The 24,018-nt window shown below is 68.3% G+C and carries 25 protein-coding genes; 15 read left to right on the top strand and 10 right to left on the bottom strand.

Translation table 11 applies throughout. The annotated features are described in order from the left end of the window. The first annotated feature begins 92 nt into the window (after window positions 1-92). Together EFY87_RS12880 and mctP are read left to right on the top strand one after the other, a co-directional pair. On the top strand, window positions 93-371 hold the full coding sequence (locus tag EFY87_RS12880) for a DUF3311 domain-containing protein (RefSeq protein ID WP_123271886.1): 279 nt from the start codon (window positions 93-95) through the stop codon (window positions 369-371). After that, window positions 368-2,095, top strand: coding sequence for a monocarboxylate uptake permease MctP (gene mctP / locus EFY87_RS12875; RefSeq protein ID WP_425459362.1), 1,728 nt, complete (start codon window positions 368-370; stop codon window positions 2,093-2,095). Before EFY87_RS12880 ends, mctP begins: the two co-directional genes overlap by 4 nt. A gap of 58 nt (window positions 2,096-2,153) precedes the next feature. Here the strand turns inward: mctP and EFY87_RS12870 are convergent, their stop codons facing one another. Together EFY87_RS12870 and EFY87_RS21175 are read right to left on the bottom strand one after the other, a co-directional pair. Further along, window positions 2,154-3,473: an HD-GYP domain-containing protein gene (locus tag EFY87_RS12870; RefSeq protein ID WP_123271884.1), complete on the bottom strand. Its 1,320-nt coding sequence runs from the start codon at window positions 3,471-3,473 to the stop codon at window positions 2,154-2,156. A 35-nt stretch (window positions 3,474-3,508) separates the two neighbouring features. Beyond that, complete coding sequence (locus EFY87_RS21175) at window positions 3,509-4,339, bottom strand: HD-GYP domain-containing protein (protein ID WP_158607626.1); 831 nt, start codon at window positions 4,337-4,339, stop codon at window positions 3,509-3,511. A gap of 223 nt (window positions 4,340-4,562) precedes the next feature. Here EFY87_RS21175 and EFY87_RS20330 point away from each other — a divergent pair, with 223 nt between their 5' ends. Then, the gene (locus EFY87_RS20330; protein ID WP_158607625.1) at window positions 4,563-4,874 is read left to right on the top strand and encodes a hypothetical protein; all 312 of its coding nucleotides are present in this window, start codon (window positions 4,563-4,565) and stop codon (window positions 4,872-4,874) included. Between the two features lie 457 nt (window positions 4,875-5,331). Beyond that, window positions 5,332-5,406, top strand: a complete 75-nt coding sequence (locus EFY87_RS21355) for a 50S ribosomal protein bL37 (RefSeq protein WP_370670776.1) — start codon at window positions 5,332-5,334, stop codon at window positions 5,404-5,406. A gap of 171 nt (window positions 5,407-5,577) precedes the next feature. Here the strand turns inward: EFY87_RS21355 and rsrA are convergent, their stop codons facing one another. Continuing rightward, window positions 5,578-5,838 (bottom strand): mycothiol system anti-sigma-R factor, encoded by a 261-nt coding sequence (gene rsrA / locus EFY87_RS12860; protein ID WP_123271882.1) that lies wholly within the window; start codon window positions 5,836-5,838, stop codon window positions 5,578-5,580. Beyond that, window positions 5,838-6,482 (bottom strand): sigma-70 family RNA polymerase sigma factor, encoded by a 645-nt coding sequence (locus EFY87_RS12855; protein ID WP_123271881.1) that lies wholly within the window; start codon window positions 6,480-6,482, stop codon window positions 5,838-5,840. Before EFY87_RS12855 ends, rsrA begins: the two co-directional genes overlap by 1 nt. Before the next feature lie 376 nt (window positions 6,483-6,858). On the opposite strand from EFY87_RS12855, the gene EFY87_RS12850 reads away from it, so the two are divergent. Next, window positions 6,859-7,041: a hypothetical protein gene (locus tag EFY87_RS12850; RefSeq protein ID WP_148043324.1), complete on the top strand. Its 183-nt coding sequence runs from the start codon at window positions 6,859-6,861 to the stop codon at window positions 7,039-7,041. Between the two features lie 12 nt (window positions 7,042-7,053). Here the strand turns inward: EFY87_RS12850 and fgd are convergent, their stop codons facing one another. From fgd to EFY87_RS12835, 3 genes are read right to left on the bottom strand one after another with little or no spacing between them, the layout of a single operon-like run. Further along, window positions 7,054-8,058 carry a glucose-6-phosphate dehydrogenase (coenzyme-F420) gene (fgd, locus tag EFY87_RS12845; RefSeq protein ID WP_123271879.1) on the bottom strand — a complete coding sequence of 335 codons (1,005 nt, stop codon included), beginning with the start codon at window positions 8,056-8,058 and terminating at the stop codon, window positions 7,054-7,056. Between the two features lie 10 nt (window positions 8,059-8,068). Beyond that, on the bottom strand, window positions 8,069-8,710 hold the full coding sequence (locus EFY87_RS12840) for an alpha/beta hydrolase family protein (RefSeq protein WP_123271878.1): 642 nt from the start codon (window positions 8,708-8,710) through the stop codon (window positions 8,069-8,071). Beyond that, a complete protein-coding gene (locus EFY87_RS12835) occupies window positions 8,710-9,552 on the bottom strand; it encodes an SOS response-associated peptidase (protein WP_123271877.1) in 843 nt (280 codons plus the stop codon). The genes EFY87_RS12840 and EFY87_RS12835 overlap by 1 nt, the downstream gene beginning before the upstream one ends. A 130-nt stretch (window positions 9,553-9,682) precedes the next feature. Between EFY87_RS12835 and EFY87_RS12830 the strand changes: the two genes are divergently transcribed. The 9 genes from EFY87_RS12830 to gabT all read left to right on the top strand — a co-directional run bounded on the left by EFY87_RS12830 (window position 9,683) and on the right by gabT (window position 19,583). Next, complete coding sequence (locus EFY87_RS12830; RefSeq protein ID WP_123271876.1) at window positions 9,683-10,666, top strand: ABC transporter substrate-binding protein; 984 nt, start codon at window positions 9,683-9,685, stop codon at window positions 10,664-10,666. A gap of 55 nt (window positions 10,667-10,721) precedes the next feature. Next, on the top strand, window positions 10,722-12,029 hold the full coding sequence (gene aroA / locus EFY87_RS12825) for a 3-phosphoshikimate 1-carboxyvinyltransferase (protein WP_123271875.1): 1,308 nt from the start codon (window positions 10,722-10,724) through the stop codon (window positions 12,027-12,029). A gap of 123 nt (window positions 12,030-12,152) precedes the next feature. Next, on the top strand, window positions 12,153-13,064 hold the full coding sequence (gene rsgA / locus EFY87_RS12820; RefSeq protein WP_342769123.1) for a ribosome small subunit-dependent GTPase A: 912 nt from the start codon (window positions 12,153-12,155) through the stop codon (window positions 13,062-13,064). Window positions 13,065-13,070: 6 nt separating this feature from the next. Beyond that, window positions 13,071-14,810, top strand: a complete 1,740-nt coding sequence (locus tag EFY87_RS12815; RefSeq protein ID WP_123271873.1) for an FUSC family protein — start codon at window positions 13,071-13,073, stop codon at window positions 14,808-14,810. 50 nt (window positions 14,811-14,860) lie between these two features. Next, window positions 14,861-16,090, top strand: a complete 1,230-nt coding sequence (locus tag EFY87_RS12810; RefSeq protein ID WP_123271872.1) for an inorganic phosphate transporter — start codon at window positions 14,861-14,863, stop codon at window positions 16,088-16,090. 31 nt (window positions 16,091-16,121) lie between these two features. Beyond that, window positions 16,122-16,400, top strand: a complete 279-nt coding sequence (locus EFY87_RS12805) for a hypothetical protein (RefSeq protein ID WP_123271871.1) — start codon at window positions 16,122-16,124, stop codon at window positions 16,398-16,400. Continuing rightward, window positions 16,400-17,032 carry a DUF3349 domain-containing protein gene (locus tag EFY87_RS20680; protein WP_220093617.1) on the top strand — a complete coding sequence of 211 codons (633 nt, stop codon included), beginning with the start codon at window positions 16,400-16,402 and terminating at the stop codon, window positions 17,030-17,032. Before EFY87_RS12805 ends, EFY87_RS20680 begins: the two co-directional genes overlap by 1 nt. Before the next feature lie 230 nt (window positions 17,033-17,262). Continuing rightward, a complete protein-coding gene (locus tag EFY87_RS12795; RefSeq protein WP_123271869.1) occupies window positions 17,263-18,063 on the top strand; it encodes an inositol monophosphatase family protein in 801 nt (266 codons plus the stop codon). 179 nt (window positions 18,064-18,242) lie between these two features. Next, window positions 18,243-19,583, top strand: a complete 1,341-nt coding sequence (gene gabT, locus EFY87_RS12790; protein WP_123271868.1) for a 4-aminobutyrate--2-oxoglutarate transaminase — start codon at window positions 18,243-18,245, stop codon at window positions 19,581-19,583. A gap of 34 nt (window positions 19,584-19,617) precedes the next feature. Here the strand turns inward: gabT and EFY87_RS12785 are convergent, their stop codons facing one another. From EFY87_RS12785 to EFY87_RS12775, 3 genes are all read right to left on the bottom strand, one after another. Continuing rightward, entirely contained in the window at window positions 19,618-20,886 is a 1,269-nt protein-coding gene (locus tag EFY87_RS12785; RefSeq protein WP_123271867.1) for an MFS transporter, read from the bottom strand. 64 nt (window positions 20,887-20,950) lie between these two features. Continuing rightward, window positions 20,951-21,574, bottom strand: a complete 624-nt coding sequence (locus tag EFY87_RS12780) for an ArsR/SmtB family transcription factor (RefSeq protein ID WP_123271866.1) — start codon at window positions 21,572-21,574, stop codon at window positions 20,951-20,953. A gap of 53 nt (window positions 21,575-21,627) precedes the next feature. Beyond that, window positions 21,628-22,044 carry a MarR family winged helix-turn-helix transcriptional regulator gene (locus EFY87_RS12775; RefSeq protein WP_123271865.1) on the bottom strand — a complete coding sequence of 139 codons (417 nt, stop codon included), beginning with the start codon at window positions 22,042-22,044 and terminating at the stop codon, window positions 21,628-21,630. 102 nt (window positions 22,045-22,146) lie between these two features. Here EFY87_RS12775 and EFY87_RS12770 point away from each other — a divergent pair, with 102 nt between their 5' ends. Beyond that, window positions 22,147-23,991 (top strand): chloride channel protein, encoded by a 1,845-nt coding sequence (locus tag EFY87_RS12770; protein ID WP_220093616.1) that lies wholly within the window; start codon window positions 22,147-22,149, stop codon window positions 23,989-23,991. Window positions 23,992-24,018 lie beyond the last annotated feature (27 nt).

Raw genomic sequence — 24,018 nt, 5'->3', positions numbered from 1 at the left:
CCGGGGGCGCGGAGCGCAAAATCGCACCAGCGGCGGCCGTACGGCGATAACGTCTTCGTGTAACTCCCGTCACACACGCGCGAGGTATTCGGATGACTCAACATCGACAACCAGATATGGCCCCACCGGCGGATCGTCGCCTACTCGTGATCGCCGGGATCGTGCTCGCGATCCCGATGCTGGCGCTCGTGCCGGTCGGCTGGTATTCGAAGTATTCGCCGCGTCTCAACGGCTTCACCTTCTTCATCTGGTATCAGATGGCGCTGGTCGTCCTGTGCGCGATCTGCACGTCGATCGCCTACGTGCTGGTCAAGAAGGCACGCCCGCACGTGCCGTTCCAGCCGGCCAACGACTCCAAGGAGGGAGCATGAGTATGCCGAGCCTCCTGCACACCGCGGCAAACCCGTCGCACCCCGATAGTGGGGTGCGTGGCGTCGCTCTGACCGTCCTCATCGTCGTATTCGTAGCCGTCGCCGTCCTGGGCTTCCTGGCTTCCCGGTGGCGCAAGGCCGACTCGCTCGAATCGCTCGACGAGTGGGGCCTGGGTGGCCGCAGCTTCGGGACCTGGATCACCTGGTTCCTGCTGGGTGGAGACCTCTACACGGCATACACGTTCGTGGCCGTGCCGGCGGCGATGTTCGCGGCCGGTGCCGCCGCCGGATTCTTCGCGGTGCCCTACACGATCATCGTCTACCCGATGATCTTCTTCTTCATGTCGCGGCTCTGGTCGGTCAGTCACCGCCACGGATATGTCACCGCCGGCGACTTCATCCGTGGCCGCTACGGCTCGCGCGAACTGTCGCTCGCGATGTCCATCACCGGTTTCGTGGCGACGTTGCCCTACATTGCGTTGCAACTGGTGGGCATTCAGGCTGTGCTCGAAGTCGCCGGCGTCGGCGGCAAGGGAAACTGGTTCGCCAACGACGCACCGCTCTTCGTGGCGTTCGTCGTCCTCGCGGCATACACCTACACCAGCGGGCTGCGTGCGCCGGCGATCATCGCGTTCGTCAAGGACATCCTGATCTACCTGGTGATCATCGTCGCCGTCATCTACCTGCCGAGCAAGGTCGGCGGGTGGGACCACATCTTCAACGCCGCGCACGCCAAGACTGAGGTGGCTCCCAAGGTGACGAAACCCCCGAGTGCGCCCTTCGCCGACCTGGTCGGCCCGAAGGCCCAATGGGCATACGTCACACTGGCGTTCGGCTCCGCGATGGCGCTGTTCATGTACCCCCACTCGATCACCGCGGTCCTGTCGTCCAAGAGCCGCAACACGATCCGCAAGAACGCGTCGATCCTGCCGGCATACTCCTTCGTGCTCGCGCTGCTCGCGCTGCTCGGCTGGGTCGCGATCGCGGCCGGCACCAAGCCGATCGGACTCGACGGCAAACCCAACCCGCAACTGGTCGTGCCACAGCTCTTCGCCGACCAGTTCCCGGGGTGGTTCGCGGGAATCGCGTTCGCAGCCATAGCGATCGGCGCGCTCGTGCCCGCGGCGATCATGTCGATCGCGGCGGCGAACACCTTCACCCGCAACATCTACAAGGAGTGGATCCGCCCGAACGCGTCGGTGCAGGAGGAGGCAAAGGTCTCCAAGCTCGCCTCGCTCGTCGTGAAGATCTTCGCGCTGATCTTCGTGCTCAGCATGGACAAGCAGAACGCCATCAATCTGCAACTCCTCGGCGGCATCTGGATCCTGCAGACGTTCCCGGCGATCGTCATCGGGCTCTACACCCGCTGGCTGCACAAGTGGGCGCTGCTGATCGGCTGGGCTGTCGCGATGATCTACGGCACCTGGAAGGCGTATGGCGTCGCCAGTCCCGCAACCCACCACTTCGGCGGGTCGAACGCGAACATCCCGGTCATCGGCCACCTGGGCTACATCGGCTTCACCGCCGTGGTCCTGAACGCCGTGATCTCCGTGGTGCTGACGCTCATCCTGCGCGCGCTCAAGGTGCCGGCCGGGAAGGATGAGACCGTCGTCGCCGACTACTTCGTGGAGTCCGATGACCCGCGGGTCGACCGCCACTACGACCCGACGGACCTCGACACCGGCGAGCCCGGCGCGAGCAAGGCACAGCCCGGTCCCGCCTGACGCGGCCGGGCTCCACCGAGTGACGGCTTCCTCACCGAACGACGGCGTCATAAGACCGTCATTCGGCGAGGGAGCCGTCACTCGCGGTATGGGGGCGCGCCTGGGCATCGCGTTGAGGAGGTACGGCGGGGGGCTGCGCACCGGGCGCAGTGATCTTGATCAGCAGATCCAGCACCATCGGGTCATATTCGTAGCCGATGCCCAGCGTGAGCCTCTCGATCGCCCCGCCCCGCAGTGCCGAGTTTCCCCGGGTCAAGTCCTCGAAGGCGTTGCAGACCTTGATGATCCGTGCGCTCATCGGTATCGCCTCGCCGTGCTCCTGCACTTCCCGGAACTGCACGACCTGCGCCTCGATGATGTCGGCCACTCCATTGAGCACCTCGGTGCGCCGTACGATCCTCGCACCCTCGTCGGCGATGCCCCGCTGGTCGACGGGTGCGATGTCGATCGTCGCGCCCCCGGGAATCGGGGATATCAAGGACACCTGCCCGATATCGTGCAATCGCGCTGCGTCCTCGAGCTCGTCGAGATCCCGGTCGGTCATGTGCAGTTCAGCGCCGATCCGCCGGCATAACGCGGCTACGCGTGTGGAGTGGCCGGCCGGGGTGTAACCTGCGATGTCGGTCAGCTGTGCGAGCGCCGCGATCGTCTGCCGCCGGGTGTCGACCACCGCAGCCTGCTGCTGCAGCGCGAAACGTAGCAACACCAACGGCGCCGACATCAACGGTATGGCAAGCACACCCAGCACGGACATCCCGAGGGCGATCGCGATAGCCGTCGAGACGACCGCAGCGTTTACCGCGGCCTGAATCCGGGCGACCTCGGCGAACTCGGCACGAAACGACCGGCCGCCACGGTGCACGTGAACCGACACGACGATCATCAGCGCACCCGCGACCACGCCCGCCACAGCCATCGCGGTCGCGGAGCACCATCGCTCCCGGCCCCAGTGACCGTACATGTCCATGGCGGACACCCCGGCGAAGAACGGCACATCGCGGTAGAGCACCGCAGCAACGGCGACGGCGAGTAACGACCCAGTCCGCGTCAGCGGGGCCGTTCGATCGCCGAAGAATCGTCGGCACAGGAACACGCCCACGCCTCGCCCGAGGGCCACGGTGATGAGCACCTGCCACGTCGAGTCGGGTACCCGTCCGGCAGCGGCCACGGGCTGCGGGCCGGCAAAGGCCAGGCCGAGCCCGATCGCAGTCGCCACCGCTGCGCTCACCCGGCCACCGAGCAGAGACAGCCGCAGTAACGACGCGAGAGCTATGGCGAACACGGAACAGCCGAGCACCAGGGGCGTCGAATCGCGGGGGAACCCCTCTTGCAGGCCGGCGGCACCCACGAAGACCACGCCGAGGGCCGCCAAGCTCACAGCGACCGGTATCAGACCGCCGAATCGAGGACGGCTCACAGGAGGAGGCCGTCTTCCGCGGCGAGCAGGTCGGAAACCTCGGGGAGGTCGTGGTCCAGCAAGCCGCCTTCCGGGATCCCCGAGCTCGCGAACTCGTCCGCCAGGCCGTCATCGAGGACGGCGACAGACTCCGCCGACCCCGCGACATGCTCGAGCGCCGTGACGCAGTCGGGGTCGAACTGCACGCAGGAACGCTGCCGCACCGCCTCCACAGCGGCATCGACCCCGACGCGGGGTACCAGCGCGCAGAAGGCGTCGGCGACCGCGAGCACCCGCGCCAGCTGCGGGATACGCGGCCCGGCCAGGCCGTCCGGGTAGCCGCGGCCGTCCCAGCGCTCATGATGATGCCGGATGGCGGTGATCGAGTGGCCGAGGAACCCGATCGAGCGCAGCATCTCCACCCCGCGCGCCGGGTGCTGGCGGATCCGGTCGAGGTCGGCCCGCCGCACGTCGGGGTCCGCGGCCCGGCTATCGACCGGCGCCACCATGCCGACGTCGTGTAGCAGGGCCGCGAAGTGCAGCGCGTCCGCCTCGGTCGGCGACAGGCGCAGCTCGTTGCCGACCAGCTCGCTGATCTTGGCCACCCGCTCACTGCGACCGCGCATCACCGGGTCGCGGGCCTCGACGGCCGCCATCATGCTGGCGACCGTCCGCTCGTGCGCGACCGACTCGGCGTGCTGCTGGGCGTAGGACCACTGGGCGAGCAGCAATGGCGCCAGCATCACCAGCACGGTTGCCGGCCCGAGGCCAGCCGCATCCCAGAGCACCGCGAAGAGGAAGCCAATCACGCCATAGCCGAGGTAGGTACGGCTGACCTGACGGACCATTCGACGCCATGTCAGAAGTAGCGGTGCCCCCCCAGTGACTGCGATCATCACGCTCACACAGCCTGTGTTAGAGAGCAGCATCGCCGTGGTCGCAACTGCGAGCGGCAACCCCTGATGCCACAGGAGACCAAAGGGTGACGCCGCTCCACTCATCCAGACACGGCCGCCCAGACCGAGGTACACGAGACCGCCCAGCGTGCCTACCAGCCCTACCGTCGCCACATTGAAGATGCGCGCCACTGCAGGATCTCGGTGGGTCGGACGTAGTTCGGAAACCATCCCGACGATTGCCGACCCGATCGGGCCGGTCAGCGGGATGGACGCGCCGAGCAGAATCGAGGTCAATGAGACGCTGGCGCTCCCAGATGCCAGCGCCGTCGACCGGATCGTGGTAGCCAACATCGCCAGCAGAGCTAGGATCACCACCGCGGATACCGAGAAATGCCGAGCCGGAGTGACGGCGAACGCGCCAAGGCAGCCGACGACGAGCACCCCGACGACACTGAGGGTCACAACCCAGGACCGCGACATGTGATTTCCCCTGCAGACGAATGTTATGCCCCCGGTGGACTCACCGGGGGCATAACATTGCGTGCGAGTGATTCAGGGCCTCCACGCGACACACTGCGTCGTGACAATGCCGCCCGACAAAAACGATGCGAACAAAGCCTGCAGAGCTGTCTGATCCATGACAAGATCCTTTCCAGAGGATGTAATGAGAGGTATTCCAGGGGCAAGACGCAAGTTCAAATTTTTCGAAGTTCCCACCGAAGTGCCCTTCGAACGAGTATTATTTTGCCACGAGTTGACCCTTCTTGGCCACCTCTCTACTGCTTTGCGCCCAAATTTTGCCAAATCTTGAAGTATTTTACTGTTTCTTTGCCTTGACTTGTCATCCCTTTACTAAAGTCGGGTCCCAGGCAACCGGTGTGAGACACTGATCGTGGCCGCGAAACGCGGCTCATCAGCATCCGACACGCATAGGAGCCAGCATGAGCAAGCGCGCACGCAAGCGCCGCAGCCGCAAGGGCAAGGCCGCTAACCACGGAAAGAAGCCCAACGCCTGATCAGCTACCCGCAGGCGAAACCGGCCCGGCCACTCACGGGAACGTGAGTGGCCGGGCCGGTTCATCTGTGCGTGGCGATGCGGAACCCCCTGACGCTCAAGACCGCCGGTGACGCCGCTGCTGCACCGTCACCGGCCGTTCCGGCCGTGAACCGCTGCGGCCCGGCCGGGATCAGCCTTCGCTGGGCCGGAACTCGGTGACGCGCACCGTCATGATGCGCTGCATGATCTGCACGCGCAGGGTGTCCGGGGCCTGCTCACACGCGCAGGACCGTTGCACGAGCGCCTTCAGCAGCTTGTCCAGCTGGTATTCGTCAAGGCACGGCGGGCACTCGTCCAGATGCGCCTGCAGCTTCGTGCGGGCGGCCTCGTCGAGCTCGCCATCCAGCAGTTCGTAGATCCGCGACAGGTAGTCGCCGCATTCGGCGCCCATCAGGACGACGCCCCTTCCTTGATGAAGCCTCGCTCCACGGCATAGTCGGTGAGCAGCTCACGCAGCTGACGCCGGCCGCGATGCAACCGCGACATCACCGTGCCGATCGGCGTATCCATGATCTCGGCGATCTCCTTGTAGGAGAAGCCTTCGACGTCCGCCAGGTAGACGGCCATCCGGAAGTCCTCGGGCACTTCCTGCAAGGCGCGCTTCACGTCGCTGTCCGGTAGGTGGTCGAGTGCCTCGGTCTCCGCCGAGCGCAGCCCGCGCGAGGTGTGCGCCTCGGCCCGGGCGAGCTGGTAGTCCTCGATGTCGGCGGCGTCCGACTGCTGCGGTTGGCGCTGCTTCTTGCGGTAGGAGTTGATGTAGCTGTTGGTCAGGATCCGGTAGAGCCACGCCTTCAGGTTCGTGCCCGGCTTGTACTGATGGAAGGCGGAGAACGCCTTCGCGAACGTCTCCTGCACCAGGTCCTCGGCGTCGGCGGGGTTGCGGGTCGTGCGCAGCGCCGCGCTGTAGAGCTGGTCCAGGTAGGGCATGGCGTCGCGCTCGAAGCGGGCCAGCCGGTCGGCCTCCGACTCGGCGGCAACGTCGAGGTCGGGGTCTTCTGCCGACACCGGCTGCACATCACTGTTCTGGGTCGTCATCGACGACAAGCCTAGACCTCCTCCTCGCGACGCGGCACCGACGATCGCCGACCCACCTGCGGACCTCGTCTGCTCCGACAACGTCAACGGCGCGTACAACAAACTGCACTCCTCACTGGACCTTGCAAACCCGACTGCAGCGTGCAACGACGACCGGCCGCTCGGCATTCCCGTGGGCGCCGCACACCTCCCGGGCCGGAAGGTAAAGCGCTGCTAAAGGACCGCAAAAGCGTTGGCATAGCTACGATTCCTGCAATCGGCGACCGGGACACCCGTCCAGCCCGCGTCGGGACGCCAACATCGTTGCGATGGCGGGGAACTTGCAAGTTTCGTGAACCGATTGACGCACCCCGGAATCGCCGGTACGTTGCCGACCGTGGCAATTTTCCTGACGGTCGTCGTGGCGGCATACGTCATCTCGATCGCCTTTGTGTGCGTGCTCTTTTCCCGCACGCTGCTGCGTGAGCGGTCCACTCAGGCAGTCGACACCGTGGCGCTCGCGCCGACGCACCCCGAGCCGTCGGACACCGAACTCAGCGCCGTCGGCAAAACCGCCTGAGGCGGAGCGCCGTCAGAACTCCGCGCGCAGCGCGGGCAGCACGTCCTGGCTGAACTGAGTCAGGAAACGGCGCTGGTCGCCGCCCGGGGCGTGCACTACCAGGTGGGTGAAGCCCAGGTCGACATACGGCCGCACACCGTCGATGACCGTCTGCGCGTCGGAGGCGACGATCCAGCGTGACGCGATCTGCTCGATCGGCAGCGCGTCGGCGGCATGCTCCATCTCGATCGGGTCGTCGATGCTGTGCTTCTGCTCCGGGGTGAGCGCCAGCGGCGCCCAGAAACGCGTGTTCTCCAGCGCTTGCTGCGGGTCGCGGTCGTAGGAGATCTTGACCTCCAGCAACTGCTCGACCGCTCCGGGCGTGCGCTTGCCGAGCTCCTCGCCCTCGCGCATCGCCGGGACCAGCTTGTCGGCATACAGATCCATGCCCTTGCCGGACGTGACGATCATGCCGTCGCCCATCCGGCCGGCATACTTCGCGACGGTCGGGCCGCCGGCAGCGACGTAGACCGGGATCGGCCGGTCGGGACGGTCGTAGATGGTCGCCTCGACCGTGCGGTAGTAGTCGCCGTCGAACGTGACGCGCTCCGTGGTCCACAGCTGCCGCATCAGCCGCACCGCCTCCCGCAGCCGCGCGAAGCGCTCCTTGAAATCCGGCCAGCCCTGCTGCCCGACCGCGATCTCGTTGAGCGCCTCCCCCGTGCCGACGCCCAGGATGACCCGGTCCGGGTAGAGGCAGCCGAGAGTCGCGAACGTCTGCGCGAGCACCGCCGGGTTGTAGCGGAAAGTCGGCGTGAGCACCGACGTGCCGAGCACGATGCGTTCGGTGCGCGCACCGGCTGCAGCCAGCCAGGTGAGCGCGTGCGGTGCGTGGCCGCCGTCGTGCCGCCACGGCTGGAAGTGGTCGGAGGCGAACGCGCTGTCCAGCCCGGCCCGCTCGGCCTCCACCGCGAGATCCACCAGCTCGCGCGGCGCGAACTGCTCTGCGGACGCTTTGTACCCGATCCGGATGCTCATGGTCCTTAACTTACGCGGGCAACCCCCCGAGCCACTTGCGGGCGGCCACCAGCACCTGCGCCGCGCCGCGCGCGAGACTGTGATCGCCGGGCACTGCGGTCACAGTGGGCACCGGGCCGAGCGCGGCGCGGACCTCCTCCGGTCCGCCGAACAGGTCCCTCTCCCCCTGTATGACGGCCAGAGGCAGCCCGGCGTCGAGCGCCAGCTGCGCCTCGGATGCCCGTGATCGCTCCGGGTTGCCCGGCGGATGCAGCGGGAAGGACAGTGCGAGCACCGCGTCAGCAGCAACCTCGGCCGAGGTCCGGCACGCGACCCTCGCGCCCGCGGACCGGCCACCGACCACCAGCGGCCGAGGCAGTGCCCAGCGCCCTCGCATCAGCGTCGCAAGCAGCGGAATCCAGGCCGCATCAAGGGTTTTCGGTGGTGTTGCGACCTTCTTGCCGGCCACTCGCCACGGCTGCTCGACCCGCACGTAGGTCCATCCGTCGGCCACGAGTGCTCGCAGCGCAACCAGGTCCGCCGCGTCGATCCCGCCGCCGGCTCCGTGGCTGACGACCACACTGCCGCGGGTCGTCGCGCCGGACGGCCGCTCGACATGCACACGCGCCGGTCCGGGCGGAGTGTCGATGAGCCGGATCCGCTCGCCGACCATCAGTAGACCTCGCCAGTCATCGGGTCGACCACACCCGCCAGCTCCGCGCGCGGGGCGGGCTCCAGCAACCCCGGACCATTGGCGCGGCTCGAGCCGACTGCCCGGCCGACCGGCCACGCCTCGAACCGGCCCGGCTCGGCGGGCTCCAGCAGCGCACGGACCTCGTCCGGGTCGGTCAGCGACGGGTCGAGCCAGTCGTGCCAGTGGTCCCGATCGAGCACCACCGGCTGCCGGTCGTGAATGCGGTCGAGCCCCGGCTCGGCCACCGTCGTCACGATGGCGAAGCTGACCACCCAGGCGGCCGGGTCGTCCACAGCGGCCGAGCGATCCTTCCAGAACTCGTACACCCCTGCGAATGCTGCAGTTTCACCGTCAGCGCGGTGGATGAAGAACGGCTGCTTGCGCGGCTTCGGGGTCCGCCCGGACCCGGACGCGGCACTGTCCACCGGACTCACCTGCCACTCGTACCAGCCGTCGGCGGGCACCAGGCACCGGCGGCTGACGGCCGCCTTGGCGTAGGCGCCCTTCTCCAGCAGCGTCTCGGCGCGCGCATTGATCATCGAGAAGCCGACCTTGGTGTCCTTCGCCCAGCTCGGCACCAGGCCCCAGGTCAGCAGCCGCAACTGCCGGACCGGGCCGGCGTCCGGTGCGTCGCGCGACCGTCGGGTGAGCACGACCGGCGCCTGCTTGGACGGCGCCATGTTCCAGTCGGGCGCCCCCGCGGGCGGGTCCTGCGGATTCTTCAGCACCGAACGGCCCGGCTCGTCGCTGCCGTCCTGCTCGATCGCGAAGTCCTCGATGAGGTCGTCGGGCGAGAAACTCGCGGCATATCGGCCACACATTTGCTCAGCGTATGACGCCCCGGTCGGAGGTCCGCACGGCGAGACGGCGAGCGGCACGTCGCCCGCATCGCGCGATCCATGAGTAAGGTTTGGCTAACCTAAACTTCGTGCCACGAAAGGCTCCCTCCAGATGAAGGTCACCCCTGCACGTCGCGCCGTCCTGTTCGCCACCGTCGTCACGCTGCCGCTCGCCGCGTGCGGGTCCGGCAGTTCGGGCGGCGCCGCGAAAGGCTCACCGTCCGGAGCTGGAACGTCCGCCAGCACCGCCACAGGCACGTCCGGCGCCGCGTTCCCGCGCACGGTCAAGACGTCGTACGGGTCGGTGCGCATCCCCTCGGCGCCACGCCGGATCGTCGTGCTCGGCGCGCAGTCGGCAGAGGCCGTCCTCGCTCTCGGCGGAAAGCCGGTGGCGATCGACACCGGGGGCTCGGCATACACCCCGTGGCTGCAGGACAAGGTCGGTGACGCCGCCCACCAGACACTGAGCGACAGCAAGTCGGTCAAGGTCGAAGCCATCGCGGCCGACCGGCCGGACCTCATCGTCGTGGCCAACTGGATCATGCAGCTGCCCGGTGTCGCGAGCCGGTTGCGCGCGCTGGCCCCGACCGTCGACGTGCCCGAGAACAGCGTCAACCCCGACTGGGACAAGGTCATCGAGTCGACCGCCGACGCACTCGGGAAACCGGCCGCCGGCACTGCACTGGTTTCCTCGCTGAAGAGCCGGATGGCGAGCGCCGGCAAGGGAATTGCGCCGAACACGACCTACAACTGGGTGCGCTTCGACGCCCAGGGATGGGGCATGGGCAACGGGTCGCTGCTGGACTCCTTCGGCCTCAAACCGGCGCATAGCCAGAACAACTCCAACACTGAAGTGCTGTCGGCCGAACGCACGAATGAGCTCACCGGCGACGCGCTCTTCGTGTGGGCGTACGGCAAGACCGCAGCCGATGTCCGCGCGGCACCGGGTGCCGCGCAACTGCCGTCGGTGAAGAAGGGCACGCTGCAGATCGTCGACCTGAACTTCGCGCTCGCCCTGAACTCTCCCGGTGCCTACGGCATCCCGTGGCTGATCGACCAGATCCGCCCGACGCTGGCGAAACTGAAGTCTCAGTAGCCTGCCTGGCGGACGACGCCCGGCAGCGGCCGACTTCTCGGTAATCTTGGCGCCGATGAGTTCCGAACCTCCGCATCCGACCCACACCGCCACGCTCGCGACGGGTGACTGGCTCGCGCCGGTCGCCGGGCACCCGGTGCACGCCGTGGTGCCGGTGCCCGGCAGCAAGTCGCTGACCAACCGCTTCCTGGTGCTCGCGGCGCTCGCACAGGGCAGCTCCCGGCTGTCCCGGCCGCTGCGCTCCCGGGACAGCACGCTGATGTGCGAGGCGCTGCAGGCGCTCGGCACCGGCATCGAGAGCCGCAGCGACGACACCGAGTGGCTGATCGAACCGCAGCCGCTGCACGGGCCGGCCGCCATCGACTGCGGCCTGGCCGGCACCGTCATGCGCTTCCTGCCCCCGGTCGCCGCCCTCGCCGACGGGACGATCCGCTTCGACGGCGACGAGGCCGCGCGGCGACGACCACTCGGTCCCGTGCTGGAGGCGCTGAGCTCGCTCGGCGTCAGCGTGCGCGGCACCGGCCTGCCCTTCGAACTCACTAGTTCGGGAAGGGTTTCCGGCGGCACCGTGCACATCGACGCGTCCGGGTCGTCGCAGTTCGTGAGCGCGCTGCTGCTCGCCGGGGCGCGGTATGACGACGGCATCACGGTCGTGCACGAAGGCAAGCCGGTGCCGTCCCTCCCCCACATCGCGATGACCGTCGAGGTGCTGCGCGACGCAGGGGTGCTGGTCGACGACAGCGAAGCCAACCGGTGGCGGGTCGAGCCCTCCCAGATCCACGCGCTCGACGTCGAGGTCGAGCCGGACCTGTCGAACGCGTTCCCGTTTCTTGCCGCCGCGCTGCTGACCGGTGGCGAGGTGACCGTGCCCGGCTGGCCGCATTTCACCACCCAGGCCGGCGACCACGCTCGCGACATCCTGCAACAGTTCGGCGCCGATGTCGCCCTGGGCCGCGACGGCCTCACCGTCCGCGGCACCGGACGGGTCGAGGCGATCGACATCGACCTGCACGAGGCGAGCGAGCTGTCACCCGTGGTCGCCGCCATCGCGGCCTTCGCCGACGGCCCGAGTCACCTGCGCGGCATCGGCCACATCCGCTTTCACGAGACGGACCGGCTCGCGGCCCTGGCCACCGAGCTGACTGCGCTCGGGACAGAGGTCGCCGAGACCGAGGACGGCCTCGCCATACGACCAAAACCGTTGCATGGCAATGTTTTCCAGACGTATGGCGACCACCGGATGGTGATGGCGGGCGCGGTGCTCGGCCTGCGCGTGCCCGATCTTGTCGTGCATGACGCCGGCACGGTCGCCAAGACGATGCCGGACTTCACGGCGCGCTGGGCCCACATGATCGGGGACTGAAAAATTACCCCGCCCTTCAGCCGCGACTACGACGAGTCCGACGTCCGGGTGCGCCCGAGCCGCCGCGGGAGCCGGCCGCGCACCAAGGACCGGCCCGCTCACGACGACGCCCGCATCGGTCAGGTGACGACCGTCGACCGCGGGCGCTGGACCTGCCTGGTCGACGGCCACGAGGTCGTCGCCATGCGCGCCCGCGAACTCGGCCGCACCAGCACCGTCGTCGGCGATCGCGTCGCGCTGGTCGGCGACACCTCGGGCGCACCCGGCACGCTCGCCCGGATCGTGCGGGTCGAGCCCCGCACCAGTGTGCTGCGCCGTACGGCCGACGACACCGACCCCTACGAACGCGTCGTCGTCGCCAACGCCGACCAACTCGCGATCGTCACCGCCCTCGCCGACCCCGAACCTCGGGCACGCATGGTCGACCGGTGCCTGGTCGCCGCATACGACGCCGGTATGACGCCCCTGCTCGTCCTAACCAAGGCAGATCTCGCCGACCCGGCGGAGTTCCTCGCGAACTACGCAGGACTCGACATCGCACACATCGTCACGCGCCGGACGCCGGGCGGCATCGACGGGTTGGACGAACTGCATGCCGCCCTGCACGACCGGATGACCGTGCTCGTCGGGCATTCCGGTGTCGGCAAGTCCACCCTCGTCAACGCCCTCGTGCCCGGCGTCGACCGCGCCACCGGGCACGTCAACGCGGTCACCGGGCGCGGGCGGCACACCTCGACGTCGGCGATCGCCCTGGCACTGCCGGGCGGCGGCTGGGTCATCGACACACCCGGCGTGCGCTCCTTCGGACTCGCGCACATCGACCCCGACCACATCATCGACGCCTTCCCCGACCTGGCCGAGGGCACCGCGGACTGCCCGCGCGGCTGCTCCCACGACGAGCCGGAATGCGCGCTCGACGCGTGGGTCGCGGGCGGTCACGCCGGGCCGTCGGGCACGGTCCGGCTCGCCTCGCTGCGACGCCTGCTGCGCAACCGCGGCGGCAGCGACGACACCGAGCCGCGAGAGCCGGAGTAGGCCGGGATGCGCCTCGCAGCCGAGACCATCAACCGGCAGCTGCTCGCCTTCGCGGAGATCAAGCCGGCACCCGGGCGGTGGAAGTTCGCACTGCACGTCCTGGCGATCGTGATCGTTGCCATCACCCTGGTCGGCGTGCTGCTCGGCCCGAGCATGGCGCTGATCGGCATCATCGGTGCGTTCATCGGCTTCATAGCGCAGTCCCGGCCCATCCGGTCCCGCATCGTCATCCTCGCCGGGCTCGACATCACCTACATCGTCTGCGTCGCCGTCGGCGCACTCGTCGGCAGCAACCCGGTGCTGCTGACGCTGGTGCTGACCCTGATCGCCCTGGCGACCGTGCTCGGCTACAACAGCCTGGTTGGGGAACCGCCAGGGGCGATGTTCCTCATCATCGGACCGGCCATTGCGTCATACCTGCCGACTGTGGGGGTGCCGGCCGGCAAGGTCATCCTCGTCGGCGCGATCAGCAGCATCAGCGCATCGGCCACCTCACTCCTGCTGCAGGCCGTGACGCAGCACCGGCACGCCGAGCAGGACGCGCTGGACGCCGCCGAGACCGCAGTGCGTGCCTACCTCGACGCGGACCGGAGAATCACACCTCGCCACCAGCTGGCGCGGCTGCGCGACCAGGCGTACGGCGGCGTCTTCGCGGCGTCCATGATCCTGGAGGACGCCGTGGGGCGCGAGCCGCGGCGGCGCGAGTGGCGCCGGATGAACGCCGAACTGCGGCGCATGCACCTCGCGCTCGTGCAGCAGGTCGTCACGGTGCACCTGCCCGGTCGCGAGGTCGTCGTCAGCGGGGTCGATCAGCGGCGCTACCTGGGACGGCCCGATGCGTCATACCTGCTGCGGTGGGGGCTGTCGCGCTCCTCGCTGCCATGGCTGGCGGCCCGGCGGATGGCCGCGGCCGTGCTGCTGGCGTGCGTCGTGTCCTACGGCTTGCACGTCGGCCACCCCTACTGGGCGACGATGACGACCGCGCTGGTCATGTCGGTCACCGCCGACCGGCTTGCACTGACCCACCGGGCGTTGCACCGCGTCGTCGGGACCATCGTCGGCATCGGGCTGTTCTTCGCGATCCACGCCACGCACCCGACGGGACTGGTGGTGCTGCTGATCGCGCTCGTGCTGATCTTCTTCATCCAGCTGCTCTCGGTCCGCAACTACGCGCTGTCGGTGCTGTTCGTGACGCCCATGGCGCTGCTGATCAGCACCGCCGGCAGCCCCTACCGCCCGGTCGGCACGATCGCCGGCGAGCGCCTGCTGGAGACGGTGATCGGCGCGGCGTGTTCCGTTCTGGTGATCTGGCTGGCCGGCCGACGGGCGCCAATTGCGTTGGTACGACGTCAGTTCCGCAGGTCGCTGCGCTGCCTCGAACGCCTGCTGCTGCTCATCGCCGACGGCCAGCAGGGCACCGAGCAGGGGTATGCCGCCCGCCGTGATCTCGCCTTCGAACAGTTGCAGTGCAGCCGCATCCTGCAGCTGGCGCAGACCGATCTGCCCAAGGACCTGGCCGACTGGGACCTGCTGGAGACGTCGCTGAACGAGGCGTCATACGTCGTGCTCGCGGCGTGCTGGACCGCGGACCCGCCGCACGCGATCGACGCCGAGCAGATGGCCGGCATCCTGGCCCGGATGATCGCCGCGCTGCCGCCGGTCGGGACCCAGGCGGTCGACGCCCGGCTCATCGCCGGTGGCCTGCAGCGGATGCTGGCAGCCGGAAAGAACCTGAACAGTTCTTGAACTATCGCCGACTTGCCAGGAGCGGGTCCCCGGCCGTCATACTCATCAGCGTGAGCGCCGAACTCTTCATTTTGATCCTCCTGGTGATCACTGCCGTGGGATTCGACTTCACCAACGGGTTCCACGACACCGGCAACGCCATGGCGACCTCGATCGCCACGGGCGCTCTGAAGCCCAAGACCGCTGTCGCACTTTCGGCGATCCTGAACCTTGTCGGCGGCTTCCTCTCGGTCGAGGTCGCGGTCACGGTCACGACTTCGGTGCTGAAGATCCAGCAGAAGACCGGCGGGCTGGTCTCCGGCATCGATGCCGAGAAGGCAATGTTCATTATCTTCGCGGGGCTCATCGGCGGCATTCTGTGGAACCTGCTGACCTGGCTGTTCGGGCTGCCCAGCAGTTCGTCGCATGCGCTCTTCGGCGGCCTGATCGGCGCCGGCCTGGCAGCCATCGGGACCAGCGGCATCAACTGGGACGGCCTGGTCGTCAAGGTGATCATCCCGGCCGTGCTGTCGCCGTTCATCGCCGGCGCCGTCGCATCCCTCGGCACTTGGGGCATTTACGCGCTCACCAAGAAACAGAGCGAGAGCCGCAAGAAGAAGGACGGATTCCGCTGGGGTCAGGTGGCGACCGCGTCGCTTGTCTCGCTTGCCCATGGCACCGGCGATGCCCAGAAGACGATGGGCGTGATCGCCCTCGCGCTGATCGCGCACGGCAGCCTCACCGACGCACAGATCGAGGCACACGGCCTGCCGGTCTGGATCATCGTCCTGTGCGCGGGCGCCATCGCGCTCGGCACCTACATCGGCGGCTGGCGGGTGATCCGCACCCTCGGCAAGGGTCTGGTCGAGATCGAGGCACCGCAGGGTATGGCGGCGCAGGCGTCGGCGGCAGCGATCATCCTGACCTCCAGCAACCTGGGTATGGCGCTGTCCACCACCCACGTGACCACCGGATCGATCATCGGCAGCGGCGTCGGCAAGCCCGGCGCAGCCGTCCGCTGGTCGGTCGCCGGGCGGATGGCGACCGGCTGGATCGTCACCCTGCCGTGCGCGGCGATCGGCGGTGCAGTGACCTACTTCATCGGCCACCTCATCGGCGGCGCGGCCGGAGCCGTCGTGATCTTCCTGATCCTGGTCGCGCTCTCGGCATACATCTACTACCGCGCGCAGCAGCAGAAGGTCGGCGCCGACAACGTCAACGCCGACTGGGACGAGAGCTCCAACAGCGTCGTCCCTGCAGCGGCCCACGCCGGTTCGGCAACGAAGGAGCCGGTCGCCTGACGGCGGCCGCAGCGAAGGGGAGCTGAAGACAATGAACATCGACTGGTCGAGTATCGGCGACGGCACCGTGAAGGTGATCGTGGCTGGCCTGATCTTCGGCGCAGGGCTGCCGCTGCTCTATACGGCGGGCATCCGGCTCTGGGACACCGGCGACTCGGAGAGCCCTGACGGCACCGTCACTGCGGGCCAGCACGCGTCGCGCCTGCTCGCCTACGCGATCTTCGCGATCGTCGTGGCGGCAGTGATCATCGGCGTGCTCTACATCACCCAGAAGAGCATCGACCACTACCTCGGGATCAAGCTGTTCTGATGACTATGGCCACCAATCTGATGACGTCCGCCGTCGACTGGCTGCGGAAGGGCTACCCCGAAGGCATCCCGCCGAAGGACTTCCCGCCGCTGCTGGCGCTACTGCAACGCTCGCTCAGCCCGCAGGAGGCGCAGGCTGTCTGCGCGCAGCTCATCTCCAGCAATCCCGACGGCGACATTGCCCGGGAGGCGGTCGCCCACGCGGTCAAGCAGATCAAGGAAGCGCCACCGACCGACGACGAGATCAACGAGATCGCCGGGCGGCTCGCGGCGGTCGGCTGGCCGCTGGCCGGATCCGACGTCGACGAGGACGCCGAGGACGAGAGCCCCGAGCGCGTCGGCGTCTTCCAGCGCATCCTGGACTGGCTGCGTGCCGGCTACCCCGAGGGTGTCCCGCCGACCGACTTCGTGCCGCTCTTCGCGCTGCTACAGCGCCGGCTGACCAAGAAGGAGATCAAGCAGGTCGCCAAGGAGTTGATCGCCTCCAATCACGTGCCCGGAGAGCCCAAGACGCCGATCTCGGAAGAGGAGGCTCAGGAGCTCATGCAACACATCGCCGGCGTCGTGCCGATCGACGCCGACATCGACCGGGTGCGCGAGCGCCTCGCCAAGAAGGGCTGGCCGCTGGTCTGAGCGGTGGGGAGCGTGCGGTTCTCGCAACCGTTGCCACTTCCGTACGCAAACCCGGCAACTCCGCGCGCCCTACCAGCAACCGTTGTCACTTCCGCGCACACCCGTCCCGAAAGCTCGACCGTCGCGACTTCGGGACACCCTCAGCGCGGTTTCGCGTCCCGGACTCTCGACCGTCGCGACTTCGGGACACTCCGGGGTGGCATACCGGCACCGGCCGCTAGATTCGGGTCATGCCGACGTATGACGACGACCTGCGCCTCGCGCATGTGCTGGCCGATGCCGTGGAGCCGACGAGCACGTCACGCTTCCGGGCCGGCGACCTGCAGGTGAGCACGAAGCCGGACCTCACCCCGGTGACCGATGCCGACCTGGCCGTCGAGGACATCATCCGTGCGCAACTGAAGCGGGCGCGACCCCGCGACTCTGTGCAGGGTGAGGAGCACGGCACCGACGGCAGTGGTCCCCGCCGCTGGATCGTCGACCCGATCGACGGCACCAAGAACTTCGTGCGCGGCGTGCCGGTGTGGGCAACGCTCATCGCGCTCGTCGATGACGGCGTGCCGGTCGTCGGGCTGGTCGCGGCACCGGCGCTGGGCCGCCGATGGTGGGCCGGCGTGGGCACCGGCGCGTGGAGCGGTCGATCCCTGTCGGGCGCGAAACGCATTGCGGTGTCGGGTGTTTCCAAGATCTCCGACGCGTCGATGTCGGCTGCGGGGTGGCGCACCTGGGCAGAGCTCGGCAAGCGGGACGCAATCGTGGAGCTGATGGACGAGGTATGGCGGGTCCGCAGTTACGGCGACTTCTGGGCGCACATGCTGGTTGCCGAGGGCGCCATCGACATCGCGCCCGAGCCCGAGCTGGCGGTCCACGACATGGCCGCGCTCGTTCCGATCGTGACCGAGGCAGGCGGACGCTTCACCGGACTCGACGGCAGGGACGGTCCGTGGAGCGGTAACGCCCTGTCCAGCAACGCGCTGCTGCACGACGAGGTGCTCGCGCGCCTCGGCATACCGACCCCCTCGGCCGACTGACGCAATCCCCGCCGAGTGACGCAAGTGCACCTGCGTCACTTGGTGTTTGCTGCGTCACTCGGGGGCGATGGCGGTCCCCGAGACCGGCCTCGCCACACTCTTTCGATTTCGAAGGTCGGCTCGTGGCAGACTGAGAGCACGCCGCACCGGCGATCAGCGTTCGCAAGGCAGGAGCCCTCATGACAGTCACCGCATCCGACGTCGTCCAGCGCCGGGAGTTGAAGACCCCCATCCCCGGTCCGCGCTCGCAGGCGCTCGCCGAGCGGCGCGCGTCGGTCGTCGCGGCCGGCGTCTCGTCCACCATGCCCGTGTATGCCGCCCGCGCCCACGGCGGCGTGATCGAGGACGTGGACGGCAACACGCTGATCGACCTAGGCTCCGGCATCGCGGTCACGACGGTCGGCAGCTCCGACCCGCGCGTGGTCGAGCACGTCCAGCAGCAGGTCGCGGACATCACGCACACCTGCTTCATGATCAGTCCCTACGAGGGGTACGTCGCGGTCGCCGAGAAGCTCGCCGAGCTCACCCCCGGCGACCACGCCAAGAAGTCCGCGCTCTTCAACTCGGGCGCGGAAGCCGTCGAGAATGCCGTCAAGATCGCCCGCTACGCCACGGGGCGGCAGGCCGTCGTTGCGGTCGACCACGCCTACCACGGGCGCACCAACCTCACGATGGCGCTGACCGCGAAGGCGATGCCCTACAAGAAGGGCTTCGGCCCGTTCGCGTCCGACGTCTACCGCGTGCCCACGTCATACCCCTTCCGGGACCCAGCGGGTATGACGGGCGAGGAAGCCGCTCAGCGCGCAATCACCATGGCAGAGAAGGCCGTTGGCGCCGATCAGATCGCCGCGTTCATCGTCGAACCGATCCAGGGAGAGGGCGGCTTCATTGTGCCGGCGCCGGGCTTCCTGCGCACGATCGCCGACTGGTGCACCGCGAACGGCATCGTGTTCGTCGCGGACGAAGTGCAGAGCGGATTCGCCCGCACCGGCGAATGGTTCGCGGTCGACCACGAGGGCGTCGTGCCTGACCTGGTCACCACGGCCAAGGGCATCGCGGGCGGCCTGCCGCTGTCGGCGGTCACCGGCCGCGCGGAGATCATGGACGCGGTGCACGCCGGCGGCCTCGGCGGCACGTATGGCGGCAACCCGGTCGCGTGCGCCGCGGCGCTCGGCGCGATCGAGACCATGGAGCAGGACGGTCTGCTCGGCCGGGCCAAGCACATCGAAGAGATCGCGACCGCGAAGCTGCGCGAGATTTCCGCGAAAACCCCTGCCATTGGCGATGTTCGGGGCCGCGGCGGCATGCTTGCCATCGAGATCGTCAAGCCCGGCACCACCGAGCCGGATGCCGCGCTCACCGGCGCGGTCGCGAAGCGGTGCCACGAGCAGGGCGTCGTCATCCTCACCTGTGGCACGTTCGGCAACGTCATCCGGCTGCTCCCGCCGCTGGTGATCAGCGACGACCTGCTGCTCGAAGGCCTCGGCGTCCTCGCCGACGCGTTCGCCGAACTCGCCTGACGCGGGCCCAATTGCTTGGAGTATGCCCAGCGCGCTAGGCCGCGCGCTGGGCATACTGCTGCCCGGGCGTGCGGTCACTCGCGGGGTGCTTGTCGAATTCGCGGAAGCTCTTGCGCACCAACGGCATCAGAGTGACCAGGAAGTAGGCGATGCCGACCGCGATGGTCGAGGTGCGCAGCCCGGAGGAGGCGACCAGCACACCGCCGAGCAGGCCGCCGAAGGGGATCAGCGCCCAGCACAACGAGCTGTTCAACGCACTCACCCGGCCGACCAGAGCGGCTGGAATGCGTTCGAAGACAACGGCACCCAGGATCGGGTTGCAGAAGCCGGACAGAAACCCGACGACCACGAGCACCACGCCCATCAACCAGACCGGCGCGTCGAACGCGAACACCGCGAAGCGGGGCAGGCCGGCGGCGAGGAAGCCCACGACATACACGGGCAGCCGGGGCAGTCGCTCGCCCAGGGCCGCCGCGATCAGCGCACCAGCGATCGACGGGCCGGACAGTGCCGCCAGGACGAGTCCGACCGCACCGGCTCCCCTGCCGGTGTCGTGCGCCCACACCGGCAGCAGCACCGCCGTCCACGCCTGGTCGAGCAGGTTGGTCATCCCGACCATCGTGGTGATGCCGACCAGCACTGCGTCGGAACGCAGGAAGCGCCAGCCCTCCCGCAGCCGGAGTCCGTATGACGTCTCCGGCTCCGCAGGCGAAGCCGGCTCAACCCGCGAGATGCCTTGCGGCACAGCCACTCCGATGCACACAGCCGCCATCAGGAACGTCGCGGCGTTGACCAGCAGTGCCTGTGGCGCACCCAGCACGGCAACGACTGCCCCGGCGAGCGCCGCACCGATGGTGCCGCCGAGCCGCTCGATCGCTCCGCACACGCCGGTGACCCGCTCGAGCGGCAGGCCGGCGGCGTCGGCGACCCCGGGAACGAGGGTCTGCTTCGCACCGTCGGACGGGCCGCGCACCAAACCCATCAGCACAGCGATCGGGAACAGCACCGCCAGGTGCAGAGCGTCCAGCCAGTGCAGCACCGGGATCAGGCCGACGATCAGCACACTCGTTGAATCAGCAGCAACCGCAACACGTTTCGCACCGACGCGGTCGACGAGCGGGCCACCGAGGGCCTTGGCGACGACATACGGGAGCATTTCGGCGAAGCCGACGATGCCGGTCCAGGTGGCCGATCCGGTCGTGGTCAGCACCAACCACGGTATGGCGATCTGCGCCAGCCTTGTGCCGGTGATCGAGAACGCCTCGGCGACTGCCAGGCCCACGAACGGCCTGCGCTCGGTCATGGCAATCCCTCCTTCGTCGGGGTCGCCATTCACCCTGTGCCCTTTAGTCGGTCGCTGCGCTCGCTCATGATTCGGCGTCCCCATCGTGTAAGTGGGTAAGCGCGCCCGGCCGCGGGAAGGTGTGGAACTGGAATACGACCGGTGCCGCACCGGCCGGGGCACTCTCCGGATCGCGTGCGGTTTCGGCGATCTCGGCGAGCACCGCGTAGACGGCATCCTTCACCCGCGTGACCTGCTCCGGCGTCAGATAGACGTTGTAGTCGCTCGCACCCACGAGATCCGCCCATTCGCGCGGTAGTTCGGGCACCTCCGCGGCTGCTTGCTCGATCTGCAGGGCGGCCTGGTGGGCGACAACCGCGTGATAGGCACCCAGCACGGCACGTTCCTCAGCGCCGTCGATCTCGGCCGGATCGGTGAGGGTCGACTCGTGTGCCGCTTTCCACCACCTGTCGCGCTTGTTGCCACGCTCCGAATCTTCAACGATGAGACCGCAGTCCGCGAGCTGACGCAGGTGATAACTGGTCGCACCGGAGTTGAGGCCTAGCTGCGCAGCCAGTGACGAGGCCGTCGCCGGCCCCTCCGTGCGCAGCTTGCCCAGCATGGTCAGGCGCACCTGGTGGCTCAGCGCCTTGAGCTGATCCAGGTCCGGGCGGACCCGGCCGACGGCACGCCGCTGTTCTTTCGCCATACGACAAAAGTACACTGCAAAGATCTATTTGCAAATACCTCTTTGCGAATACCCTAGGTGCGCAACGCGTCGAACAACTCCTCCACCACCGTCGCCAGCCGGGCGAGTTCCTCCAGGTGCTCGGCGGACAGCTCGTTGAGCCGCTTGCGCCCCTCACTGGTCAGCGCGAGCCGGACCACCCGCTGATCCGCGCCGTCCCGGATCCGCTCGACCAGCCCGAGTTCCTGCGTGCGATTGACGAGTTCCACAGCGGTGTTGTGCCGCACCAGCAAGTATTCGGCGACCTCGCCGATGGTCGGTCCCTCGGCGCCGCCGTGCCCTCGTATGGCGAGCAGCAGCTGGTGCTGGCTGGCGGTCAGTCCACGGGCCGCCGCCTGCTCCGCGCTCCAGCGCTCGAACTGGCGCAGCCGCGTGCGCAGGCGCAGCAGGCGCGCGTAATCCGCGTCGGTGACACGCTGATGACCCGCCACGGCGAGAGTCCCTCCTGTTGCACTGCTCCCATCCTATATTGTGTCGTACTACGATTTAGTCGTATTACGACATATTCGCGAGCTACAACGGGTGAATCTCCTGTGCCTACAACCAAACTGGTCGCGCCACACGAACTACCGCGCGACGTCCACCACCTCGGGGACTTCCGCGCGACACCGCGCCTGCTGCTCATCGCCGCGCTCGCGGTCCCGGTCGGTGCAGTCGCTGCCCTCGTCGCCTGGGCGTTGCTGCGGCTCATCGGGATCATCACCAACGCTGTCTTCTACCAGCGCTTCGACACCAGACTTGTCGCACCGGACGGCGGGCACGCCCCGTGGTATGTCGTGCTGCTCGCGCCGGTTCTCGGCGGCCTCGTCATCGGTGTCATGGCGCGTTACGGCTCCGAGAAGATCCGCGGGCACGGCATGCCCGAGGCGATCGAGGCGATCCTGCTCGGCGGGGGCAAGGTGCAGCCGCGCGTCGCCGTGCTGAAGCCGGTGTCGTCGGCGATCGCGATCGGCACCGGCGGGCCGTTCGGTGCCGAAGGCCCGATCATCATGACCGGCGGCGCGATCGGATCGCTCTTCGCGCAGTTCCTGCGCCTGACCGCGGACGAACGCAAGACCTTGCTGGTCGCCGGCTCCGCGGCCGGAATGGCCGCGACCTTCAACACTCCGTTCGCAGCGGTGATGCTGGCTGTCGAGCTGCTGCTCTTCGAATGGCGACCGCGCAGCTATGTGCCGGTGGCCACCGCGGTGTGCGTCGCCACCGTCATACGCCACCCGATGCTCGGCGACGGCGTGCTCTTCCCGGTGCACGGCGCCCTGCACGTGACACCGGCGGCCGACCTGCTGTGCGTCGTGACCGGCGTCGTCGCCGCGCTCCTCGCCATCGTCGCCACCATGCTGGTCTATGCCGCCGAGGACGGCTTCCGGCGGCTGCCGGTGCACTGGATGTGGTGGCCGGCGATCGGCGGCATCATCATCGGCATCGGCGGCCTGGTCGTGCCGCAAGCGCTGGGTGTCGGCTACAACATCATCGGCGCCGAGCTGGACGGCACCATTTCGCTCGGCCTGGTCGTCGGCATCCTGATCGTCAAGACGCTGATCTGGTCGCTGTCCCTCGGGTCCGGGACCTCCGGCGGGATCCTCGCGCCGATGTTCATGATCGGTGGCGCACTCGGCGCCCTGGAGGCGCACATCTTCCCCAGTGTCGGCCCCGGCTTCTGGGCGCTGGTCGCGCTGGCCGGCGTGCTCGGTGGCGTCATGCGCTCGCCGTTCACCGGAGTCATCTTCGCGCTGGAGCTGACCGGCCGGTTCGACGCGGTCCTGCCGATGCTGATCGGTGCGTCGACCGCATTCGCGATCTCCGCCCTCCTACTGAAGCGCTCGGTGCTCACCGAGAAGATCGCCCGGCGCGGTTATCACCTGACGCGCGAGTATGACGTCGACCCGCTGGAGATCTACTTCGTCGGCGAGGTGATGTCGCGTGACATCCTCACCTACCGGAGCGACCTACCGGTGTCCCGCGCTCTGGAGCTCATCTCCGGAACCGAGCCGGACCGGGTCGAGTCGCGCCGGCAGATGCTCTACCCGGTCGTCGAGGACACCGACCGGCTGGTCGGCGTCATCACCCGCACCCGGCTGGAGACCACCGTCCACGAGAGAGAGGGCGACCGGCTGGTGCGGGAGTTGTGCATCACCACACCCGTCGTCACCCATGCCGATCAGACGTTGCGCGAGACCGCGAACGCCATGGCCACCCACGCCATCGACAGGATGCCCGTCGTCGACCGCGCGGATTCATCCCGGCTGATCGGACTGGTGTCGCTCACCATGCTGCTCGAAGGCCGGGTCCGGGACGTGCGCGAAGAACGCGCGCTGGAGCGGGTGCTGCACTTGCGGGTGCGGGCCCGGGTGCGGGAGCCCCACTCACCCGCCGAGTGACGGCGAGTCCGCCGAGCGACGGCGCAA

Source organism: Flexivirga caeni (assembly GCF_003724155.1).
Lineage (GTDB): Bacteria > Actinomycetota > Actinomycetes > Actinomycetales > Dermatophilaceae > Flexivirga > Flexivirga caeni.
Note: the sequence above shows the minus strand (reverse complement) of the source record. Positions and strands in the feature narration are given on the sequence as shown.